This window comes from Vicinamibacterales bacterium (genome assembly GCA_035699745.1).
In the GTDB taxonomy this organism is placed as follows: Bacteria; Acidobacteriota; Vicinamibacteria; order Vicinamibacterales; family 2-12-FULL-66-21; genus JAICSD01.
This window is the reverse complement of the sequence record DASSPH010000104.1, coordinates 15834-33864: the sequence shown is the minus strand read 5'-3', so window position 1 is coordinate 33864 and position 18031 is coordinate 15834. Positions and strand designations below refer to the sequence as shown.

General features: G+C 69.7%; 17 protein-coding genes. 14 read left to right on the top strand and 3 right to left on the bottom strand.

Annotated elements, in window-relative coordinates:
- Positions 1–21 precede the first annotated feature (21 nt).
- Together VFK57_23890 and VFK57_23885 are read right to left on the bottom strand one after the other, a co-directional pair.
- A complete protein-coding gene (locus VFK57_23890; GenBank protein HET7698780.1) occupies positions 22–1041 on the bottom strand; it encodes a hypothetical protein in 1020 nt (339 codons plus the stop codon).
- Complete coding sequence (locus VFK57_23885) at positions 1038–2459, bottom strand: aminopeptidase P N-terminal domain-containing protein (GenBank protein ID HET7698779.1); 1422 nt, start codon at positions 2457–2459, stop codon at positions 1038–1040. The genes VFK57_23890 and VFK57_23885 overlap by 4 nt, the downstream gene beginning before the upstream one ends.
- 115 nt (positions 2460–2574) lie before the next feature.
- On the opposite strand from VFK57_23885, the gene VFK57_23880 reads away from it, so the two are divergent.
- The 5 genes from VFK57_23880 to VFK57_23860 are packed head-to-tail and all read left to right on the top strand — an operon-like array spanning position 2575 to position 5756.
- Positions 2575–2775: a hypothetical protein gene (locus VFK57_23880; protein ID HET7698778.1), complete on the top strand. Its 201-nt coding sequence runs from the start codon at positions 2575–2577 to the stop codon at positions 2773–2775.
- 50 nt (positions 2776–2825) lie between these two features.
- Positions 2826–3212, top strand: a complete 387-nt coding sequence (locus tag VFK57_23875; protein HET7698777.1) for a hypothetical protein — start codon at positions 2826–2828, stop codon at positions 3210–3212.
- Complete coding sequence (locus VFK57_23870) at positions 3209–3964, top strand: DUF5668 domain-containing protein (GenBank protein ID HET7698776.1); 756 nt, start codon at positions 3209–3211, stop codon at positions 3962–3964. Before VFK57_23875 ends, VFK57_23870 begins: the two co-directional genes overlap by 4 nt.
- A gap of 3 nt (positions 3965–3967) precedes the next feature.
- The gene (locus VFK57_23865; protein HET7698775.1) at positions 3968–5020 is read left to right on the top strand and encodes a histidine kinase; all 1053 of its coding nucleotides are present in this window, start codon (positions 3968–3970) and stop codon (positions 5018–5020) included.
- Positions 5013–5756 carry a LytTR family DNA-binding domain-containing protein gene (locus VFK57_23860; protein ID HET7698774.1) on the top strand — a complete coding sequence of 248 codons (744 nt, stop codon included), beginning with the start codon at positions 5013–5015 and terminating at the stop codon, positions 5754–5756. Before VFK57_23865 ends, VFK57_23860 begins: the two co-directional genes overlap by 8 nt.
- A 43-nt stretch (positions 5757–5799) precedes the next feature.
- On the opposite strand, the gene VFK57_23855 is transcribed toward VFK57_23860, so the two are convergent.
- Entirely contained in the window at positions 5800–6189 is a 390-nt protein-coding gene (locus VFK57_23855) for a four helix bundle protein (protein HET7698773.1), read from the bottom strand.
- A 102-nt stretch (positions 6190–6291) separates the two neighbouring features.
- Between VFK57_23855 and VFK57_23850 the strand changes: the two genes are divergently transcribed.
- From VFK57_23850 to VFK57_23810, 9 genes are all read left to right on the top strand, one after another.
- Positions 6292–6921, top strand: a complete 630-nt coding sequence (locus VFK57_23850) for a TetR/AcrR family transcriptional regulator (GenBank protein ID HET7698772.1) — start codon at positions 6292–6294, stop codon at positions 6919–6921.
- Entirely contained in the window at positions 6918–7922 is a 1005-nt protein-coding gene (locus VFK57_23845; GenBank protein ID HET7698771.1) for an efflux RND transporter periplasmic adaptor subunit, read from the top strand. Before VFK57_23850 ends, VFK57_23845 begins: the two co-directional genes overlap by 4 nt.
- The gene (locus VFK57_23840) at positions 7919–8845 is read left to right on the top strand and encodes an ABC transporter ATP-binding protein (protein HET7698770.1); all 927 of its coding nucleotides are present in this window, start codon (positions 7919–7921) and stop codon (positions 8843–8845) included. The genes VFK57_23845 and VFK57_23840 overlap by 4 nt, the downstream gene beginning before the upstream one ends.
- 5 nt (positions 8846–8850) lie before the next feature.
- Positions 8851–10170, top strand: coding sequence for a TolC family protein (locus tag VFK57_23835; GenBank protein HET7698769.1), 1320 nt, complete (start codon positions 8851–8853; stop codon positions 10168–10170).
- A complete protein-coding gene (locus tag VFK57_23830; GenBank protein HET7698768.1) occupies positions 10157–11155 on the top strand; it encodes an ABC transporter ATP-binding protein in 999 nt (332 codons plus the stop codon). Before VFK57_23835 ends, VFK57_23830 begins: the two co-directional genes overlap by 14 nt.
- On the top strand, positions 11152–12258 hold the full coding sequence (locus VFK57_23825) for an ABC transporter permease (GenBank protein HET7698767.1): 1107 nt from the start codon (positions 11152–11154) through the stop codon (positions 12256–12258). The genes VFK57_23830 and VFK57_23825 overlap by 4 nt, the downstream gene beginning before the upstream one ends.
- Entirely contained in the window at positions 12258–13364 is a 1107-nt protein-coding gene (locus VFK57_23820) for an ABC transporter permease (protein ID HET7698766.1), read from the top strand. The genes VFK57_23825 and VFK57_23820 overlap by 1 nt, the downstream gene beginning before the upstream one ends.
- Positions 13365–13478: 114 nt before the next feature.
- A complete protein-coding gene (locus VFK57_23815) occupies positions 13479–16985 on the top strand; it encodes a carboxypeptidase regulatory-like domain-containing protein (protein ID HET7698765.1) in 3507 nt (1168 codons plus the stop codon).
- Positions 16986–16999: 14 nt separating this feature from the next.
- Positions 17000–18031: a ThuA domain-containing protein gene (locus tag VFK57_23810; GenBank protein ID HET7698764.1), complete on the top strand. Its 1032-nt coding sequence runs from the start codon at positions 17000–17002 to the stop codon at positions 18029–18031.

The window sequence follows — 18031 nt, the reverse complement described above, 5'->3', positions numbered from 1 at the left end:
GGCAGGCGCTGGAGGACCGGCCTACGTCTGCGGCCGGTTCCGCTCGCCGCCACCGTGCGTGAGCTTGCAGCGCTCGCACTTCGTCGGCGCCATCGTGTTGTCCACGTAGTGATCCACCGCGGCGAGCGACTTCAGGTAGGCGAAGAGATCCTTCAGGTCCCCGTCGGTCATGTTCCGGTAGTAGATCGTCGGCATCATCGGATCGAGCTCGCGCGAACGCACCTTGCCGGTCCGCATCGCTTCGATGAAGAGCGCCTCGGTGTAGTACGGGATGCCGTTGACGCCCGGCGTGATGTTGGCGCTGTAGACCGTTTTCCGTCCCTCGTAGGTCATCGCCGTGCCGCCGCCGAACTCCATGCCGTCGGGGCGATTCCCGCGGTCGTCGCGCGGCGAATGGCAATCGGTGCAGACCGCCACGCGCGCGATGTACGCCCCGCGCTTCTCGGGCGTCGACAGATCCGGCGTCACCGGGGATTCAACCGGACGCGGCGCCCCGTTGATCAGCCGGTTGAGCGGAAACGGAATCGCGCTTGGCGCACTCGCGTGGCGCACCGGCGGCAGCGATCGCAGGTACACGACGATGGACGCGAGGTCTTCGTCGCTCATCGCGCTGAAGTTGCCGTAGGGCATGATCGGGAACAGCGCCCGTCCGTCGTGCGAGATTCCCTCGCGGATCGCGCGCGCGAGCTGATCGTCCGACAGCTTGCCGATGCCGGTCTCGGGATCCGGCGTCAGGTTCTGCGCGGTGAGGAACGGCGCGCCGTCCGGCGCCCAGTTGCGTCCGGTCAGTTCCTGGCCGGCAGGCACGCGCAACCCGCCTCCCGACACGTCCAGCGGAGAATGACAGAGGACGCACGGCGCCGTCCCGCTGGTCACGAGGTACCTGCCCCGTTCCATGCGCGCCGGCGTCGGCTCGAACCGGCGGTCGGTGAGCGGCCGCGCCTTGGGGCCGATGAACGGGCGCACGCCGACCAAGAGCGGCAGCCCGATGACGACGACCGCGGCGAGGAGGCCGAGAACGACGAGTACCGCCTTCTTCAACGCGTCCCCTTGTCTGCCATGAAGCGTTCGACGGCGTCGAGCGTCCGGGGCACGGCGCGCGACAGGTTTTCCAGCCCGCTCTCCGTCAGCAGGAACGAGTCCTCGATGCGCACGCCGATGTCCTTGTACTTCTGCACCGCGGCGCGAACTCCTGCGGCGAAGGCGGCGTTCTCGGCGGTCTTCGGCAGGTTCTCGAGCGCCGCTTCACGGATGTAGATTCCCGGCTCGATCACGAAGGTCATCCCGGCGGCGAGCGGCTTCCCGCGGACGCCGACGTCGTGCACGTCATGGCCGATCCAGTGGGTCACGCCATGGGTCGCCCAGATCTTGAACTGGTTGCCGGCGGGCTCGGTGACGAGGCCGAGCTTCACCAGCCCGGCGCGAAGGACCTCGTCGCAGGCGTTCTGAATGTCCTGCGTGCGCGCGCCGATCTTCGCCGCCTTGATACCCGCTTCCTGCGCCGCATGGACGATCTCGTAGATCTGGCGCTGCTCCGGCGTGAACCGGCCGTTGACCGGATAGGTGCGCGTGATGTCGACCGTCAGCCCCTGATAGTTGGCGGCGGCATCGACGAGCAGCAGGTCGCCGCTCTGCATCTGCCGCGACGACTTGTTGTAGTGGAGGATGGTCGCGTTCGGGCCGCTGCCGACGATCGAGGGGTACCCCCAGCTCATCGCGCCGTTGCGCAGGTACACCTCTTCGATGGCGGCTTCGACTTCGTACTCGTACTTGCCCGGCGCGGCGGCCCGCATCCCCGCCTTGTGCGCCTCGCCGGAAATGAGTGCGCTCTTGCGGATCAGGTCCTGCTCGTAGGGCGTCTTGATCTGCCGCAGTTCGCTGAGCACCGGCGTCGCGTCCTTCACCTGGAACCCGAAGAACCGCTCGCGCAGGCGGGCGGCGAACTGGCGGGCGGGACCCGGCGGATCGGTGAGGTTGCGCTGCGGCTCCAGCAGCAGCGACAGCGTGGCGATCGGCCGGTCCTGGTTCGACAGCGCGCCGGCGACGAACCCTTCGAACTGGTTGAGCGTCATGACCGCGGCGATCCCGCTCTGCGCGGCCGCTTCCGCGGGCGTCAGGCTGTGCCCGTTCCAGTGCTCGCGGCGGGCGTCGGCCTCGCGGATGAAGAGCACTTCCTTGCGCGCGGCGTTGCCCGGCATGAGGACGAGGATCGTGTCCTCCTGATCGATGCCGGTGAGGTAGAGCAGATTGCTGTCCTGGCGGTACTCGTAGTTGACGTCGGTGGAGTAGACGCGCTCGGGCGCGCTCCAGAAGATGGCGAGGGCGTCGGGGCCGAGCCGTTCCATGGCGCGGCCCCGGCGGGCCTTCAAGTCGTCCTGCAGCGGACCCGCCGCCACGGCGGACGCCGCCCCCGCGAGGCACACGAGTGCCAGCGCCATCCGTCTCACATGGCTGTGCATGAGCAGGATGTTACCAAGCTTCGGCGGCATTTGCCGGCGCCGGAGCGCCATTCGCCGGAAACCGCCCACCGGCGGGCCGGCGGCTGCGTAATCTGACGGTGAGAGGAACGCAGGCATGACTACTCGCATCGCCCTTCAGCTGAACGCCGCCGTCGGGCTCGCCAGCGCGATGGCGGCCGGTGCGTTGATGTCCCTCTGGTGGACCCGGCCGGACCCGGTGCTCTCGGCGGTGGCCGACCGCGACTACGGCGCGCTCGCCGTGGTGCTGGTCGCGCAGGTCGCCGGCTGGTTCCAGGCGCTGTGGCGGTTCCTGTGATGATGTGCGGAATCCGGCCGACACGCGAAGCATTACCGAGAGGCACGACGATGGGTGACGGACCGGGACCGCGGGTGCAGACGGGAGCCATCACCGCCGGCGCGGTGGTGCTGGCGGTCGGGTTCGCGATGCTGCTCGATACGACGGGCGCGGTGGACGTCAAAGCGGGACGGCTGATTGGTCCGTTCGTGCTCATCGCCATCGGCGCTTCGATCGTGCTCGGCTCGTACAGCCGCGTCGGACACGGCGACGGCCCGGTGCCCGGGAAGATCCGCGAGGCTCGCGCTCAGGGATGGTTCGGCGGCGTCTGGCTCGTGGGGCTGGGCTGCTGGATCCTGATCTCGCAGGCCAACGTGTTCGGACTCACGTTCGCGACGTCCTGGCCGCTCCTGTTGATTCTCGTCGGCGCGCTGATCGCGATTCGAGGCTGGCGATGACCATGTCCCCCGCACCGCCCGCGGCGCGTCGCGGCCCGAGCGCGCAGGTCCTCTTCGGTCTGATGATCGTCGCCCTCGGCGTGCTGTTCACGCTCGACAACCTCGAGGTGCTGAACGCGCGCGACTACATCCGCTACTGGCCCGCCGGGCTCGTCGCGGTCGGGTTGCTGAAAATCGTTCAGGCGCGCAGCAGCGGCCACGGATGGGTGAGCGGGCTGATCTTCATCGGCGTCGGCGCCTGGATGCTGCTGAACGGCATCCTCTACTTCACCATCAACGTGCGCGATCTGATGCCGCTGCTGCTCGTCGCCCTCGGCGGGTACATGGTGTGGCGCGGATTCGGCGGACGGCGCCGCGATCCGGCCGAGGCGGCGTCCGACGGGCAATCGAGCTTCAGCGCCTTCGCGATCATGGGCGGCGTGTCGCGGCGCAGCAGCTCGCAGGCGTTCGTCGGCGCGGACCTGACGGCGGTGATGGGCGGCTGCGAGATCGACCTGCGCCAGGCCTCGATCCCGCCGGGGCGCGAGGCGGCGATCGAGGTGTTCGCGTTCTGGGGCGGCATCGACATCAAGGTGCCGGACGACTGGACGGTGGTGACACGGGTGATGCCGTTGATGGGCGGCGTCGAGGACAAGACGCGCGCGCCGCAGGGCGGCCCGCTCAAGCGGCTCGTCGTCCGCGGCGTGGTGATCATGGGCGGCGTCACGATCAAGAACCGCGGCGATCGGCTCGAGCAGCAGCCGGTCGCCTAGCGCATGCACCCGATCCTGGCGCGCCCAGGGACTCTCGCGGCCTACATCGCGATCTGGGTGCCGCTCGGCGCCCTGCTCGCGGGGCTGCTGGCGGTGCAGGGGGTGTTTGCCTGGGGCACGGCCGCCGCGGTCGCCATCCCGCTGGCCATCTCCTACGGATTCCTCTGTCTGTCGGCGTGGTACGTGACCGGCGGTTCGCCGGTGGATCGGACCGGCGCGCTCCGCGTCGCCGCGACGGCGACGATGTCGGCGTTTCTCTCGAGCGCGGTCTGGCTGCTGATCGCCCGCGCGTGGCTCGGATTGATCGCGTCGTTCGGCCGCGGCGACCTCGCCGGCTCCTTCCGCGCCGCCGCCCCGACCCTCTTCGGGTTCGGCTTTCTGCTCTATCTGCTGGCGATGGCGGTGAGCTATCTCGCGGCGGCCTTCGCGGTCTCGCGGGACGCCGAGCGGCGCGGCCTCGAGCTGCAGGTGCTCGCGCGCGAGGCCGAGCTGCGCGCGCTGCGATCGCAGATCGATCCGCATTTCCTGTTCAACAGTCTCCAGTCGATCAGCGCGCTGACCACCGCGGAGCCGGCGGCGGCGCGGCGCATGTGCCTGCTCCTGGCCGACTTCCTGCGCGAGACGCTGGCGCTCGGGGCGCGCCGCCGGATTGCGCTGTCGGCCGAGCTGGCGCTGGTCCGCAAGTTCCTGTCGGTGGAGCAGGTGCGCTTCGGCGATCGGCTGCAGGTGGACATCGAGAGCGAGCCGGCGGCGGACGCGCTGCCGGTGCCGCCGCTGCTGCTGCAGCCGCTGGTCGAGAACGCGGTGACGCACGGCGTGGCGCACGTGCTCGACGGGGGCATCGTCCGCGTGCGCGCCCGGCGGCACGGCGCCGGGCTGGCGATTACGGTCGATAATCCCTGCGATCCCGATCGTCCGCCGGGGCGGGGCACCGGCCTCGGCCTGCGCAACGTGCGCGAGCGCCTCGACAGCGCCTATGGCGGCGAGGCGTTCCTCGCCACCGAGGAGCGCGACGGCCGGTTCGTCGTCAGAGTGGAGATTCCGTCGCATGAGTGACACGCTGCGCGTCGTGATCGTGGACGACGAGCCGCTGGCGCGCGCGGTGCTGCGCGAATACGCCGCGGCGGACCCCGGCCTCGAGATCGTGGCGGACTGCGCCAACGGCTACGAGGCCGTCAAGGCGGTGGCGGAGCACACGCCGGATCTGGTGCTGCTCGACGTGCAGATGCCGAAGCTGGACGGCTTCGAAGTGCTGGAGCTGCTCGGCCGCGACCAGCCGGTGATCTTCGTCACCGCCTACGACCAGTACGCGCTGCGCGCCTTCGAGGTGCACGCCGTCGACTACCTGCTCAAGCCGTTCAGCGCCGAGCGGTTTCAGGAGGCGATGCAGCGCGCGCGCGAGCGGCTGCGGGCCAGGGCGGCGCTGCCGCTGGAGGACCTCGTCCGCGACGCGAAACCGCGCAGCGGGCCGGCGGAGCGGATCCTGATTCGCGACGGCGCCAACGTCCACGTGCTGCCGGCCGACTCGATCGACTACGTCGAGGCGCAGGACGATTACGTCGCGTTCAAGTCGGGCGGCAAGCAGTACCTGAAAGATCAAACGCTCGCCGCGGTCGAGGCGATGCTGGATCCGGCGCGCTTCGTGCGCATCCACCGGTCGTTCATTCTCAACGTCGATCGGATCGCCAAGGTGGAGCTGTATGCGAAAGACAGCCGGATGGCGACGCTGCGCGACGGCACGCGGCTGCCGGTCAGCCGGGCGGGGTACGCGCGGTTGTCGGAGCTGCTGTAGCGAGGAGCGAGGATCGAGGTTCGCGGTTCGAGTGCGGAACCGGCTAGGTCAGTGTGAGACTGACCATGAACAGCATCCCGGTCGCGGCGGCGGCGCCAGCGGCGATTTGGCGGTGCTTCGCACGGCGGAGGCCGTGGAGCACCTGCTGAAGGCGTTCGAGCAGGTGTCGCAGCGGGAGGGCGCCGGGATCGTCGACGACGTGCAGCCGGACGGCCGCATCGAGTTGCGTGTCGAGTTCAGCGCAGGAGGCGATCGCGATCGCGACTTGCCGGAGCGACCAGCGTGGCGCGCGCACGACCTGTCCCTCGGCCACGTTCGAGGGAATCGAGATCGCGGCGCGGCGCATTTGAGCGATCAGGCCGTACGCTCTCGGTCGGGGAACGTGCTCGTGAGCCGGTAGGTCTCTGCGACGGCTTGCATGCCGACTCGCCACGCATCCAGGTCGCGAAAACTCTTGATGTCGCTCACATGCCTCGCCCCTCGCCGGGTTGACATCCGCTGCTCACGTAGTTAACTATCTAGTTAGTTAATTCCCATGCCCCGTCCCAGGCGCGCCGCCGCCGACTCCCGCCACCGCGTCTTCGCCGCCGCCGCGGCCGAGTTCGCCGCGCGCGGCTACGCCGGCGCCAACATGGACCGCATCGCCCGCGCCGCCCGGCTCAACAAGGCGATGATCTACTACCACTTCGACAGCAAGGCCGCGCTCTATCGCGCCATCCTGCGCGACATGTTCGACGCCGTGCGCCGCGACGTCGCGCAGGTCGTCGCCTCGCCCGACCCCCCCGACGACAAGATCCGCCGCTACGTCGAGGCGATCGCCCGCGCCGCCGAAGCCCGGCCCCATTTCCCGAAGATCTGGCTGCGCGAGCTGGCCGAGGGGGGGGAGCACGTCGACGCCGCCACCGTCGAATACATCCGCGACGTGCTCGCGGCGCTCGGCGCCATCGTCGCCGAGGGCTGCCGCCGCGGCCGCTTCCGTCCGGTCAACCCGATGGTGCTGCAGGGCGGCATCATCGCGCCGCTGATGTTCTTCCTCGCGTCGGCGCGGCTCCGCCGGAAACTGGAGCGCGCCGCGCCGTCCGCGCGCCTCGCCGTCTCGCGCGACGACCTCGTCGCGCACGTCCAGCGGCTCACGCTGGCCCAGCTCGAAGGAAAGATCGCATGAGCCATCGACTCTCGACCGCCGTGTTCCTGGTGTTCGCCGCCATGTCCGCGCTCGCATGCACCCGCGGCAACGGTGCGGCGGCGCCGCGCGCCTCGGGCTACGTCGAAGCGACGGAGGTGCGCGTCGCGGCCGAAGTCGGCGGACGGCTCCTGGAGATGAAGGCCGCCGAAGGGGCGCGGGTCGCGGCCGGCGACGTCATCGCCCGCATCGACACCGCCGACACCGAGCTGGCGCTGCGGCGCGCCCGGGCGGAGCGCGCCCAGGCCGAGGCGCAGCTGGCGCTGCTGCGCGCCGGCTCGCGCGCCGAAGACATCCGGCAGGCGTCGGCACAGGCGCAATCGGCCCAGGCGGAGGTCCGCGGCGCGCAGGCGGAGGTCGACGCCGCGGCGCAGGACCTCGAGCGCTTCGAAGGGCTGCTGCGCGCCAGCGCCGGCTCGGTCAAGCAGCGCGACGATGCGCGGACGAGGCGGGACGTGGCGGCGGCGCGGCTGCGCGCCGCGCAGGAGCGCGCCCAGGCTGCGGCCGACGCGCTGGCGCGCGTGCGCGCCGGCGCCCGGCCGCAGGAGCTGGACGCCGCCCGGGCGCGTGTCGCCGCCATCGACGCGCAGATCGCCTCGCTGCAGAAGAACGCCGGCGACGCCGTCGTCAAGGCGCCGGTGAGCGGCGTCGTGACGGCGAAGCTGCTCGATGCGGGAGAGATGGCCGCCCCGCGTGCGCCTCTCGCCGTCATCACGGACCTCGATCATGCGTGGGCCAACGTCTACGTGGACGAGCGCCTGGTGCCGACGCTGAAGATCGGGCAGGCCGCCGCGATCGTCACCGACGCCGGGCAGCGGCTCGCCGGCACCGTCACCTTCATCTCGCCGAAGGCAGAATTCACGCCCCGCAACGTCCAGACCGCCGAGGAGCGATCCAAGCTGGTCTACCGCGTGAAGATCACCGCAGACAACCGCGAGGGGATCCTCAAGCCCGGGATGCCGGTCGAGGCGGAGCTGCGATGAGCGCGGACGCGATCCGGTTCGCGGGCGTCACCCGCCGCTACGGCGCGGTGACGGCGCTGAATGCGATCTCGTTCGACGTCGGCCCGGGGGAGATGTTCGGCCTGATCGGGCCCGACGGTGCGGGCAAGACGACGACGATCCGCCTGGCGGGCGGGCTGCTGCGCCCCGACGGCGGCACGATCCGCATCTTCGGCCGCGACCCGATCGGCGAGCATCGCGCGATCACCGCCGACGTCGGCTATCTGTCGCAGCGCTTCAGCCTCTACGGGGATCTCACGATCGACGAGAACATCGCGTTCTTCGCCGAGATCCACGGGGTGCGCGGCTACGGCGCGGCGCGCGATCGCCTGCTGCAGATGACCCAGCTCACGGCGTTCCGCGGCCGCCGGGCGGACCGGCTGTCGGGCGGCATGAAGCAGAAGCTCGCGCTCGCCTGCACGCTGGTGCACGAACCGCGGCTGCTGCTCCTCGACGAGCCGACGACCGGCGTCGATCCCGTGTCGCGGCGGGAATTCTGGAAGCTGCTGTCGGAGTTCCGATCGCGCGGCCTGACCATCGTGATGGCGACGCCGTACCTGGACGAGGCGGAGCGCTGCGCGCGCGTCGCGCTGCTGCACGAGGGGCGGCTGTTGGCGATCGACGAGCCGGCGTCGCTGCAGGCGCGGCTCGGCGGTCAGATGCTGGAAGTGATTGCCGACGCGCCGCGGCCGCCGCTCGACGTGCTGTCGCGGGCGCGCGGAGCGATCGACGTGCAGTCGTTCGGCGACCGCGCCCACGTCCGCCTGCAGTCGGCCGATCCGGCGGAGGCCATCGCCGCCGTGGACAGCGCGCTGCGCGCCGCCGGCATTCAGCCGGTCGGCATCCGTCCGGTGACCGCCTCGCTCGAGGACGTGTTCATCGATCTGATCGCAACCTCCAGGTGACCGCCATGAGACACGCGTCCGTCCTCTGTCTGTGCCTGCTCGTGCCGGCGGCTGCCGCCGCACAGACCTCGACATCCGCTCCGCTGACGCTGGACGAAGCGATCGCGCACGGGCTGGCCAACAGCCAGCGGCTCGCCGAGCTGCAGTCGCGCGCCGAGGCGGCGGACTTTGCCATCGCCGGACGCCGCGCCGCGGAGCGGCCGCTGGTGGCGCTGCAGGGGGGATACACGCGCACGAACCACGTCGACGAGTTCGCGATCGCGCTGCCGGGCCGCGCGCCGCAGGTCGTCTACCCGGACATTCCCGACAACTATCGCGCGCGCCTCGATCTGCAATGGCCGATCTACACCGGCGGACGCGCCGACGCGCTCGAGCGCGCGGCGCGGGCCGAGCGGAGCGCCATCGCGAGCGACGTCGACGCCGCGCGGGCCGATCTGCGGCTCGAGATCACCCGCGCGTACTGGGCGGCCGTCACCGCGGGCGAGACCGAAGCGGTGCTGCGCCGGTCGCTCGAGGCGGTCGACGCGCACGTCAGCGACGTGCGCGCGCGCCTGGCCGCCGGAGTGGTGCCGCCGAACGACGTCGCCTCCGCCGAGGCGCAGGCCTCGCACCAGCGGCTGCTCGCGCTCGAAGCGGCCAACCAGCGCGCCATCGCCGAGGCGGATCTGGCGCGGCTCACCGGGCGCGACACCGTCACCGTGGCGCCCGCCGCCGCAGCGGATCGCCCCGCCGCGCCGGCGCTCCCGGCGACCGCGGCGCTGGTCACCGAGGCCCTGCGGGCGAGGGCCGAGCGGCACGGGCTCGAGCAGCGGGCCGCGTCGGCCGACGCCCGCGCCGCTGCGGCGGCGGCGGCCGGCCGTCCGCAGATCGGCATCGGCGGCGGCTACGACTACGCCCGGCCGAATCCACGCATCTTCCCGCGCGCGCGCGACTGGAAGACCGCGTGGGACGCGTCTTTCAACGTGTCCTGGACGCTGTGGGACGGCGGACGGCGCGCCGCCGAGCACGGCGAAGCCTCCGCCGCAGCCGCGGCGCTTCGCACCCGCGTCACCGAGTTCGACCGGCAGGTCACCTTCGAGGTGCGGGCGCGCGCGCTGGAGCTCGAGTCGAGCCGCCAGGCGGTCGTCGCCGCGGACGACGGCGTCCGCGCCGCGGTCGAGGCCGAGCGCGTCGTCGGCGAGCGCTACCGGGCGGGCGTGCTCACGAGCACGGAAGTGCTCGACGCGTTGATCGCGCGGCTGCAGGCCGAGCTCGATCGCACGCGCGCGATCGCCGGCGTCCGCCTGGCGGAAGCGCGGTTGGAGAGGGCCGTTGGCCGCAAGTGAACCGGCGGCGATCGCCGTCCGCGATCTGACCCGCCGCTTCGGCGGGTTCGTCGCCGTCGATCGGGTGAGCTTCGACGTGCGCCGCGGCGAGGTGTTCGGCTTCCTCGGCAGCAACGGCGCGGGGAAGTCCACCACGATCCGCATGCTGTGCGGGCTGTTGAAGCCGACATCGGGAACGGCGCTGGTCGGCGGCGTCGACGTCACGCGCGATCCCGAAGGGGTCAAGCGCCGCATCGGCTACATGTCGCAGCGCTTCTCGCTGTACGAGCTGCTGACCGTCGACCAGAACATCAGGTTCTTCGGCGGCGTGTACGGCCTCGACGCCGCGAAGCTGGAGGCGCGCCGCCGCTTCGTCATCGAGATGGCGGGGCTCGCCGGACGCGAATCGACGCTGGCGCGGGATCTCGCCGGCGGCTGGCGGCAGCGGCTCGCGCTCGGCTGCGCCATCCTGCACGAGCCGGCGATTCTGTTCCTGGACGAACCGACCGGAGGCGTGGATCCGCTCTCCCGGCGCCAGTTCTGGCGGCTGATCGACGCGCTCGCCTCGGATGGCGTGACGGTGCTCGTGACCACGCACTACCTGGACGAGGCCGAACGCTGCCACCGCGTCGCGCTGATTCACGCCGGACGCCTCGCGGTGATCGGCACGACCACGGAAGTGAAGCAGATCTTCGCCGGACGTCCGATCGTCGAAGTGCGTGCCGCCGACTCGGTCGAGGCGATGCGTGTGCTGGATGGGCTGCCTGACGTGGAGAAGACCAGCCTGTTCGGCACCGCGGTCCACGCCGTCCTGCGCAGCGCCGACGTGACGCCGGGGCGCGTGGAACAGCAGCTCGCGCGCGCCGGGGTCGCCGTCGAGGGAATCGCCGCCGTCGCGCCGTCGCTCGAGGACGTCTTCCTGGACGTCATCGATCGCAGCGAACGAGCGGCAGCGGCGGAGCCGTCCGCGCAGCCCGGGAAGCCAGGCCCCTCGCGACACCCATGACCAGAGCGCTGGCGGTCTATCGGAAGGAGCTGCGGCAGATCTCGCGCGATCGGCGCACGCTCACGACGATCATCTTCGTGCCCGCCTTCTTCCTGCTGCTCTACGGCTACGCGCTCAACTGGGACATCCGCCACATCGCCCTGGCGGTGCAGGATCGCGACGCGACGCCCGAGAGCCGCGCGCTGGTCTCCGCCTTCGTCAACTCGGGCTACTTCGATCGCGTGGCGGACGTGTACGCGCCGGAGGAGCTCGATCGCCTGCTCGATCTGAACCGCGCCCGGGCGGCGCTGGTGATCCCGGAAGGGTTCGGCCGCGACCTCGCCGCCGGACGCGCGCCGCAGGTGCAGATGATCATCGACGGCGACAACGCCAACACCGCGACCACGGTGATGGGCTACGCCGGCAACATCGCCCGCGGCGCCGGCGCCGCGCTGGCGCCCGGTTCGGTCCCGGCGGCGCTCATCGCCGTGGAGCCGCGGATCTGGTACAACCCCGAGCTGCGCAGCACGCTCTTCCTCGTTCCCGGGCTGATCGCCTACATCCTGATGATCACCGCGGTGATCTCCACCGCGCTGTCGATCGTCCGTGAGAAGGAGAGCGGCACCATCGAACAGGTCCGCATGGCGCCGATCGACACGTTCTCGTTCGTGGTCGGCAAGAGCATTCCCTATTTCTTCATTTCGCTCGCCTCCGCCGGGCTGATCATCGGCGCCGCGATGCTCCTCTTCGGCCTGCCGATGCGCGGCAACTGGCTCGCCCTGCTGCTGGCGCTGTCGCTGTTCATCGCCGGCGCGCTCGGCACCGGGCTGCTGATCTCCACCGTCGCCGACACGCAGCAGGTCGCCTTCCAGGCCGCGATGCTCACGTCCTTTCTGCCGACGCTGATGCTCTCGGGATTCATCTTCCCGATCTCGAGCATGCCGCACGCGCTGCAGGTGATCACGTACGGGGTGCCCGCGCGCTACTTCCTGATCGCGCTCCGCGGCATCGTCCTCAAGGGGACGCCGCTGCAGCTTCTCTGGCCGCAGATGCTGGCGCTGTCCATCTACGCGCTGGCCATGCTCGCGCTCGCCGCGGTGCGCCTCGCCCGGGAGAGGCACTGATGCAGCGCCTGCGCCGCCTCGTGTGGAAGGAGTTCCTCGAGCTGCGCCAGAACCCGCGGCTCTTCGGCATCGTCATCGTCGCGCCGATCATCCAGTTGACCATGCTCGGCTACGCGGCGACGACGGATGTCCGGGACGTGCCGGTGATCGTGGCGGACGGCGACCGTTCACCGGCGAGCCGCGACCTCATCGCACGGTTCGAGGGGTCGGGGAACTTCACGGTGATCGGCGCGGTGACGACCGTGCGCGAGGTGGATCCGTTTCTCCAGCGCGGCGATGCCTGGCTGGCGCTGGCGATCCCGCCGGGATACGGCGCCGCGGTGGCGGCCGCCGAGCCGGTGTCGCTGCAGCTCGTCGCGGACGGCTCGGACTCGAATTCGACGACGGTGGCGCTCGGCTATGCGACGGCCCTGGTGGGGGAGTACGCCGCGGCGGCGGCCGGGCTCACGACGGCGGCGCCGGTCATCGATCTGCGCGTGCGCGTGTGGTTCAACCCCCAGTTGGAGAGCCGCTTCTTCATGATCCCCGGCGTGCTGGCGCTGCTGCTGTTGCTCGTCACCGCCAACCTGGCCGCCATGGCGATCGTCCGCGAGAAGGAGCTGGGCACGCTGGAGCAATTGAACGTGACGCCGCTGCGCCGCTGGGAGCTGATCGTGGGCAAGCTGCTGCCGTACGGGGTGATCGCGTTCATCGACGTGCTGCTGGTGACCGCCGTCGCGGTGCTCTGGTTCGAAGTCCCGTTCCGCGGCAGCTTCGCGCTGCTGCTCGGCACGAGCATGCTGTACGTGATCTGCACGCTCGGTCTCGGCCTGCTGATCTCGACGATCTCCGACACGCAGCAGCAGGCGATGATGACGGCGACGTTCTTCTTTCTGACGCCGATGATCTACCTGTCGGACTTCATCTTTCCGATCGAGAACATGCCGCGGGTGATCCAGTACGCGACGTACGTGATCCCGCTGCGCTACTTTCTGGTGATCGTCAGGGGCATCTTTCTGAAGGGGATTGGACTCGACCTGCTGTGGCCCCAGGCCGCGGCGCTCGCCGCCTGGGGTGGCGTGGTCCTGACGCTCGCGGTCGCACGGAGCCACAAGCGCACGGGGTGACCGCCCCGGACCCCGGCGGCGGGGCGTACCCCTGAGGCGCTCCCCCCACCGCAACTTTACCGTTTACTTTAACGGTAAAGCCGGATATGACGTTCCCTCCATTCAGGAGGCGACATGTCCAATTCGCAGTGCGGCGCGTTCCGGGTCCCTGCAGTGCTCCTCGCGGCGCTCCTGTTTGCGGGAGCTGCGTCGGCGCAGACAGTCACGGGAACGATGTCGGGCTCGGTCGTCGATCAGCAGGGGCGGGTCATTCCCGGTGCGACGGTGACGGTCCGCAACGAAGCCACTGACGAGACGCGGACGACCGTCAGCGGTGCCGACGGGGACTTCCTCGTCACCAACCTGCAGCCCGGCCAGTACACCCTGCGCATCGCGCTGCAGAGCTTCCGCACCCTCGAGCGCAAGAACATCGTCCTCAGCGCCGGCGAGCGCCTCGCGGTCGCGAACCTGACGCTGGAGATTGGCAACGTCGGCGAGACCATCACCGTGGAGTCGCGCGGCACCTACGTCAACACCGCCGAGACGCAGCACAGCGGCCTGATCACCGCCAAACAGATCGAGCAGATCCAGGTGCTCGGCCGCGACGTGACGTCGATCATGCGGCTGCTGCCGGGCGTCCGCTACGAGAACACGGTCGATTCGCTGGGCATGAACTTCGGCACGTCGGTGCCGAACGTCGGCGGCGCGCGGCGGGACTGGAGCAACGTCATCACCGACGGCGTCATCTCCAACGAGGTGGGGAACAGCGGCCTGATGGCGCAGCAGATCAACCTCGACGCGGTGGCGGAAGTGCGGGTGCTGCTGAACTCCTATCGCGCGGAGTACGGCCGCGCCGGCGGCGGCCAGGTGCAGATCGTCACCAAGAGCGGCAGCTCGAATTACGCCGGCAACCTCTACTACTACGTCCGCAACGAGGCGTTCAACGCCAACTCGTTCTTCAACAACCGGAACAACATCAAGAAGCCGCGCTACCGGTTCAACACCTACGGCGCCAACCTCGGCGGCCCGGTTCCCGGGGTGAGCAAGAAGCTGTTCTTCTTCTACTCGTTCGAAGCGCCGCTGGTGAACCGCCCCGCGGACGCGCGGAACTGGACGATGCCGACCGACGCCGAGATGCGCGGCGACTTCTCGCAGACGCTCGACGCGCAGGGGCGCCTGATCTTCATCCGGGATCCGCAGTCGGGCGCGCCGTGCAACGCGGTCACGGGGGGGCCTGGATGCTTCCCCGGCAACATCATCCCCGCCAATCGCATCAACCCGAACGGCCGCGCGCTGCTCAACATGCTGCCGCGCGCCAACAACTTCGATCGCACGTTCACCCGCGGGCAGTTCAACTACACGACCCAGGAGAATGCCGAGAACCCGAAGCTGAACAACATCGCCCGCGTCGACTGGCGGCCGACCAACGCCGACAGCTTCTATTTCACGTTCAAGGACTGGTACTCGGATCAGCGCGGCAGCGAAATCACCGCCGGGCCCGCGAAGTGGGGCTTCTTCAACACGCACTACCTGAACACGGACCGCGGCGCGAGCGCGAACTACACGAAGATCCTGCGGTCGAATCTCGTTGCCGACGTCGACTTCGGCACCCGTCAGCAGACCGAGCAGTTCTATCCGCTCACCCAAGCCGACTGGGACCGCATCGACCGCACCAAGGTCGGATTCACGCTGGGGCAGTTTCATCCCGAGCTGAATCCGCGCAACGTCATTCCCAAGGTCACCTTCAACGTGCCGAATTCGCCGAACTTCACCTTCGACAACCGGCTCGTCGATCAGGGAGAAGCCTGGCTGACGTCGGTGCGCGGCAACCTGACCTGGATTCGCGGCCGCCACTCGATCAAGAGCGGGATGTACTTCGAGGAGTCGCGCAACTCCGAGGGGAACGGCGGGGTCGGCGCCGGCCCGTGGGCGGGCCAGTTCGCCTTCAACACCGACGTGAACAATCCGTTCGACACCAACCACAGCTATGCCAACGCGCTCATCGGCTCGTTCAACAACTACACCGAGATCGACGCGTTCTCCGAGGTCAAGGGGCGCCGCAACATCGCGGAGTTCTACGTCCAGGACACGTGGAAGGCCTCGCGGCGGCTGACCTTCGACTACGGCGTGCGGTTCCTGTGGTACACGCCGTGGTGGTCGACCCAGCCGGCGGCGGTGTTCGTGCCCGAGCGCTACGACGCGTCGAAAGTGGCGCGCCTGTACCAGCCGGCGCGGGTCAACGGCGTCAACGTCGCGCTGGACCCGGTCACCGGACAGACGCTGCCCAACATCTTCGTCGGCACGTTCGTGCCGAACAGCGGCGATCGGTACAGCGGCATGGTGACGAACGACGAGCCGAACTATCCGAAGGGATTCCGCGACAGCCAGGGGATCGAGCCGGAGCCGCGCCTGGGCGTGGCGTGGGACCTGGACGGCGGCCGGACGGCGCTGCATGCCAGCGCCGGCCTGTACCACAACCCCCACGTGAACGCGAACGGCATGGACGCGATGGCACGCAACCCGCCGGCGCAGAACACGCCGAGCATCATCTACGGGACGATGGACACGCTGCTGGCGGTGGGGGCGCAGGGCGCGTTCGCCAACCGGCCGAGCGCGGTGTTCGGGATCGAGCGGGACGCGAAGACGCCGAAGAGCTACAACTACTCGGCGGGCGTCTCGCGCGAGCTTGGCTGGGGGACCGTGCTCGACGTGACCTACGCCGGCTTCCAGATGCGCAACGGCGAGATGGAGACCAACATCAACCCGGTGCCCGACGGCGCGCGGTTCGTCGACGTCAACCCGCAGAACGCCGATCCCCGGAACCCGGCGACGGCCAAGCCGGCCGAGTTCCTGCGGCCGTATCTCGGGTACCAGGCCATCACCATCCGCTCGCACTTCGGCCGCGCGCACTACAACTCGCTGCAGGTGCAGCTGAATCGCCGGTACATCCGCGGCCTGCAGTTCGCGGTGGCCTATACGCTCGCGAAGACGGTGAGCGACGGCACCAGCTTCAACCCGCTTCGCCCCGGCAAGGCCTGGAACGAGAGCCCGGACGGCGCGACCCAGTTCCACAACCTGATCGTCAGCTACACGTGGGACGTGCCCGGCGGCAGCCGGTTGTGGAACAACGCGCTGACGCGCGGTCTGCTCGACGGCTGGCAGGTCTCGGGGGACACCGCGCTGGTCAGCGGCGACTGGTCGGGGGCGAGCACCAGCACCACCGACAACGTCGATTTCACCGGCGGCGATGGCGGCACGCGGCCGAGGATCACCGGCGAGGTCCGCTGCACCAGCGGCAACTGCGATCCGACGCCCGGCGGCACCGGGAGCTTCCTCAATGCCGCGGCGTTCAGCCGGTTGACGGGGCGCGGCGACATCGGCAACGCCCCCCGCACGTTCTTCCAGCTGCCCGGCATCGTCAACACCAACCTGTCGGCGTTCAAGAACTTCTCCCTGGGCGGGAGCAAGCGCCTTCAGTTCCGGTGGGAGGTCTACAACCTGTTCAACCAGGTGAACTGGTCCGACATCAACACCAACGCGCAGTTCAACCCGCAAGGGGAGCTGGTCAACGCCTCGTTCGGCCAGGCCACGGCGGCGCGAGCCGCGCGCATCATGCAGGGGGCGATCAGGTTCAGTTTTTGAAGTAAATTGGCGCAATGATCAGAGCCGTCCCGATCGTCGTGGTGCTCGCCGGATACTTCGGTCTGGCGGCCGCGGCGCTGGCGCAGAATCCGCACCTGGTGGTCTACCAGGGAACGTCGGGTCCGGGCGCCGGCAAGCACATCGTGTTCCTTGCCGGCGACCACGAGTACCGCTCGGAGGAAGCGCTGCCGGCGCTGGCGCGGATCCTCGCCCGGCACTACGGGTTCAAGTGCAGCGTCTTCTTCACGACCGACCCGAAGACGGGATTCATCGAGCCGGGCAGCTCGCACATCTCCGGGCTGGAGGCGCTGCGCACGGCCGATCTCATGGTCGTGTTCCTGCGCTTCCAGGATTTCCCCGACGCCGAGATGCAGCACATCGTCGACTACCTGGATCGCGGGGGCCCGGTGATCGGCTTCCGCACGGCGACGCACGCGTTCCAGATTCAGCGGCCCGACGCGAAGTTCCTGAAATACACCTGGAAGGGCGTGGACGGCTACCCGGGAGGGTTCGGCCGGCAGATCCTCGGCGAGACCTGGGTCGCGCATTACGGCAGGAACCACGCCCAGACCTCGCGTCTGATTCTTCAGACGGACCAGGCGTCACATCCGATCCTGCGCGGCGTGAAAGACGTGTGGGTGGAATCGGGCGGCTACACCGCGAATCCGATCGAGGGCAGCCGGATCCTGGCGACCGGACAGATCCTCGAAGGGGTGACGCCGGATTCACCGCCCGCGGCGGGCAAGGAGCTGATGCCCGTGGCCTGGTACCGGACCTACACATCGGCGTCGGGCAGATCCGGCCGCGTCTTCACGACGACGCACGGCGCGTCAGAGGATCTCCTCAACGAGGGTTTCCGCCGGATGTCGGTCAACGCGTGCCTCTGGGCCGTGGGGCTCGAGGCGGCGATCAGCCCGACGTCCAACATTGCCTTCGTCGGTCCGTTCGAGCCGTCGCGGTACAACTTCAACGGCTTCGTGAAGGGCGTGAAGCCGGCGGACCTTGCCGGCTGGGACGCGCCGATCCTGCCGAGGAAGCGGCGGTGA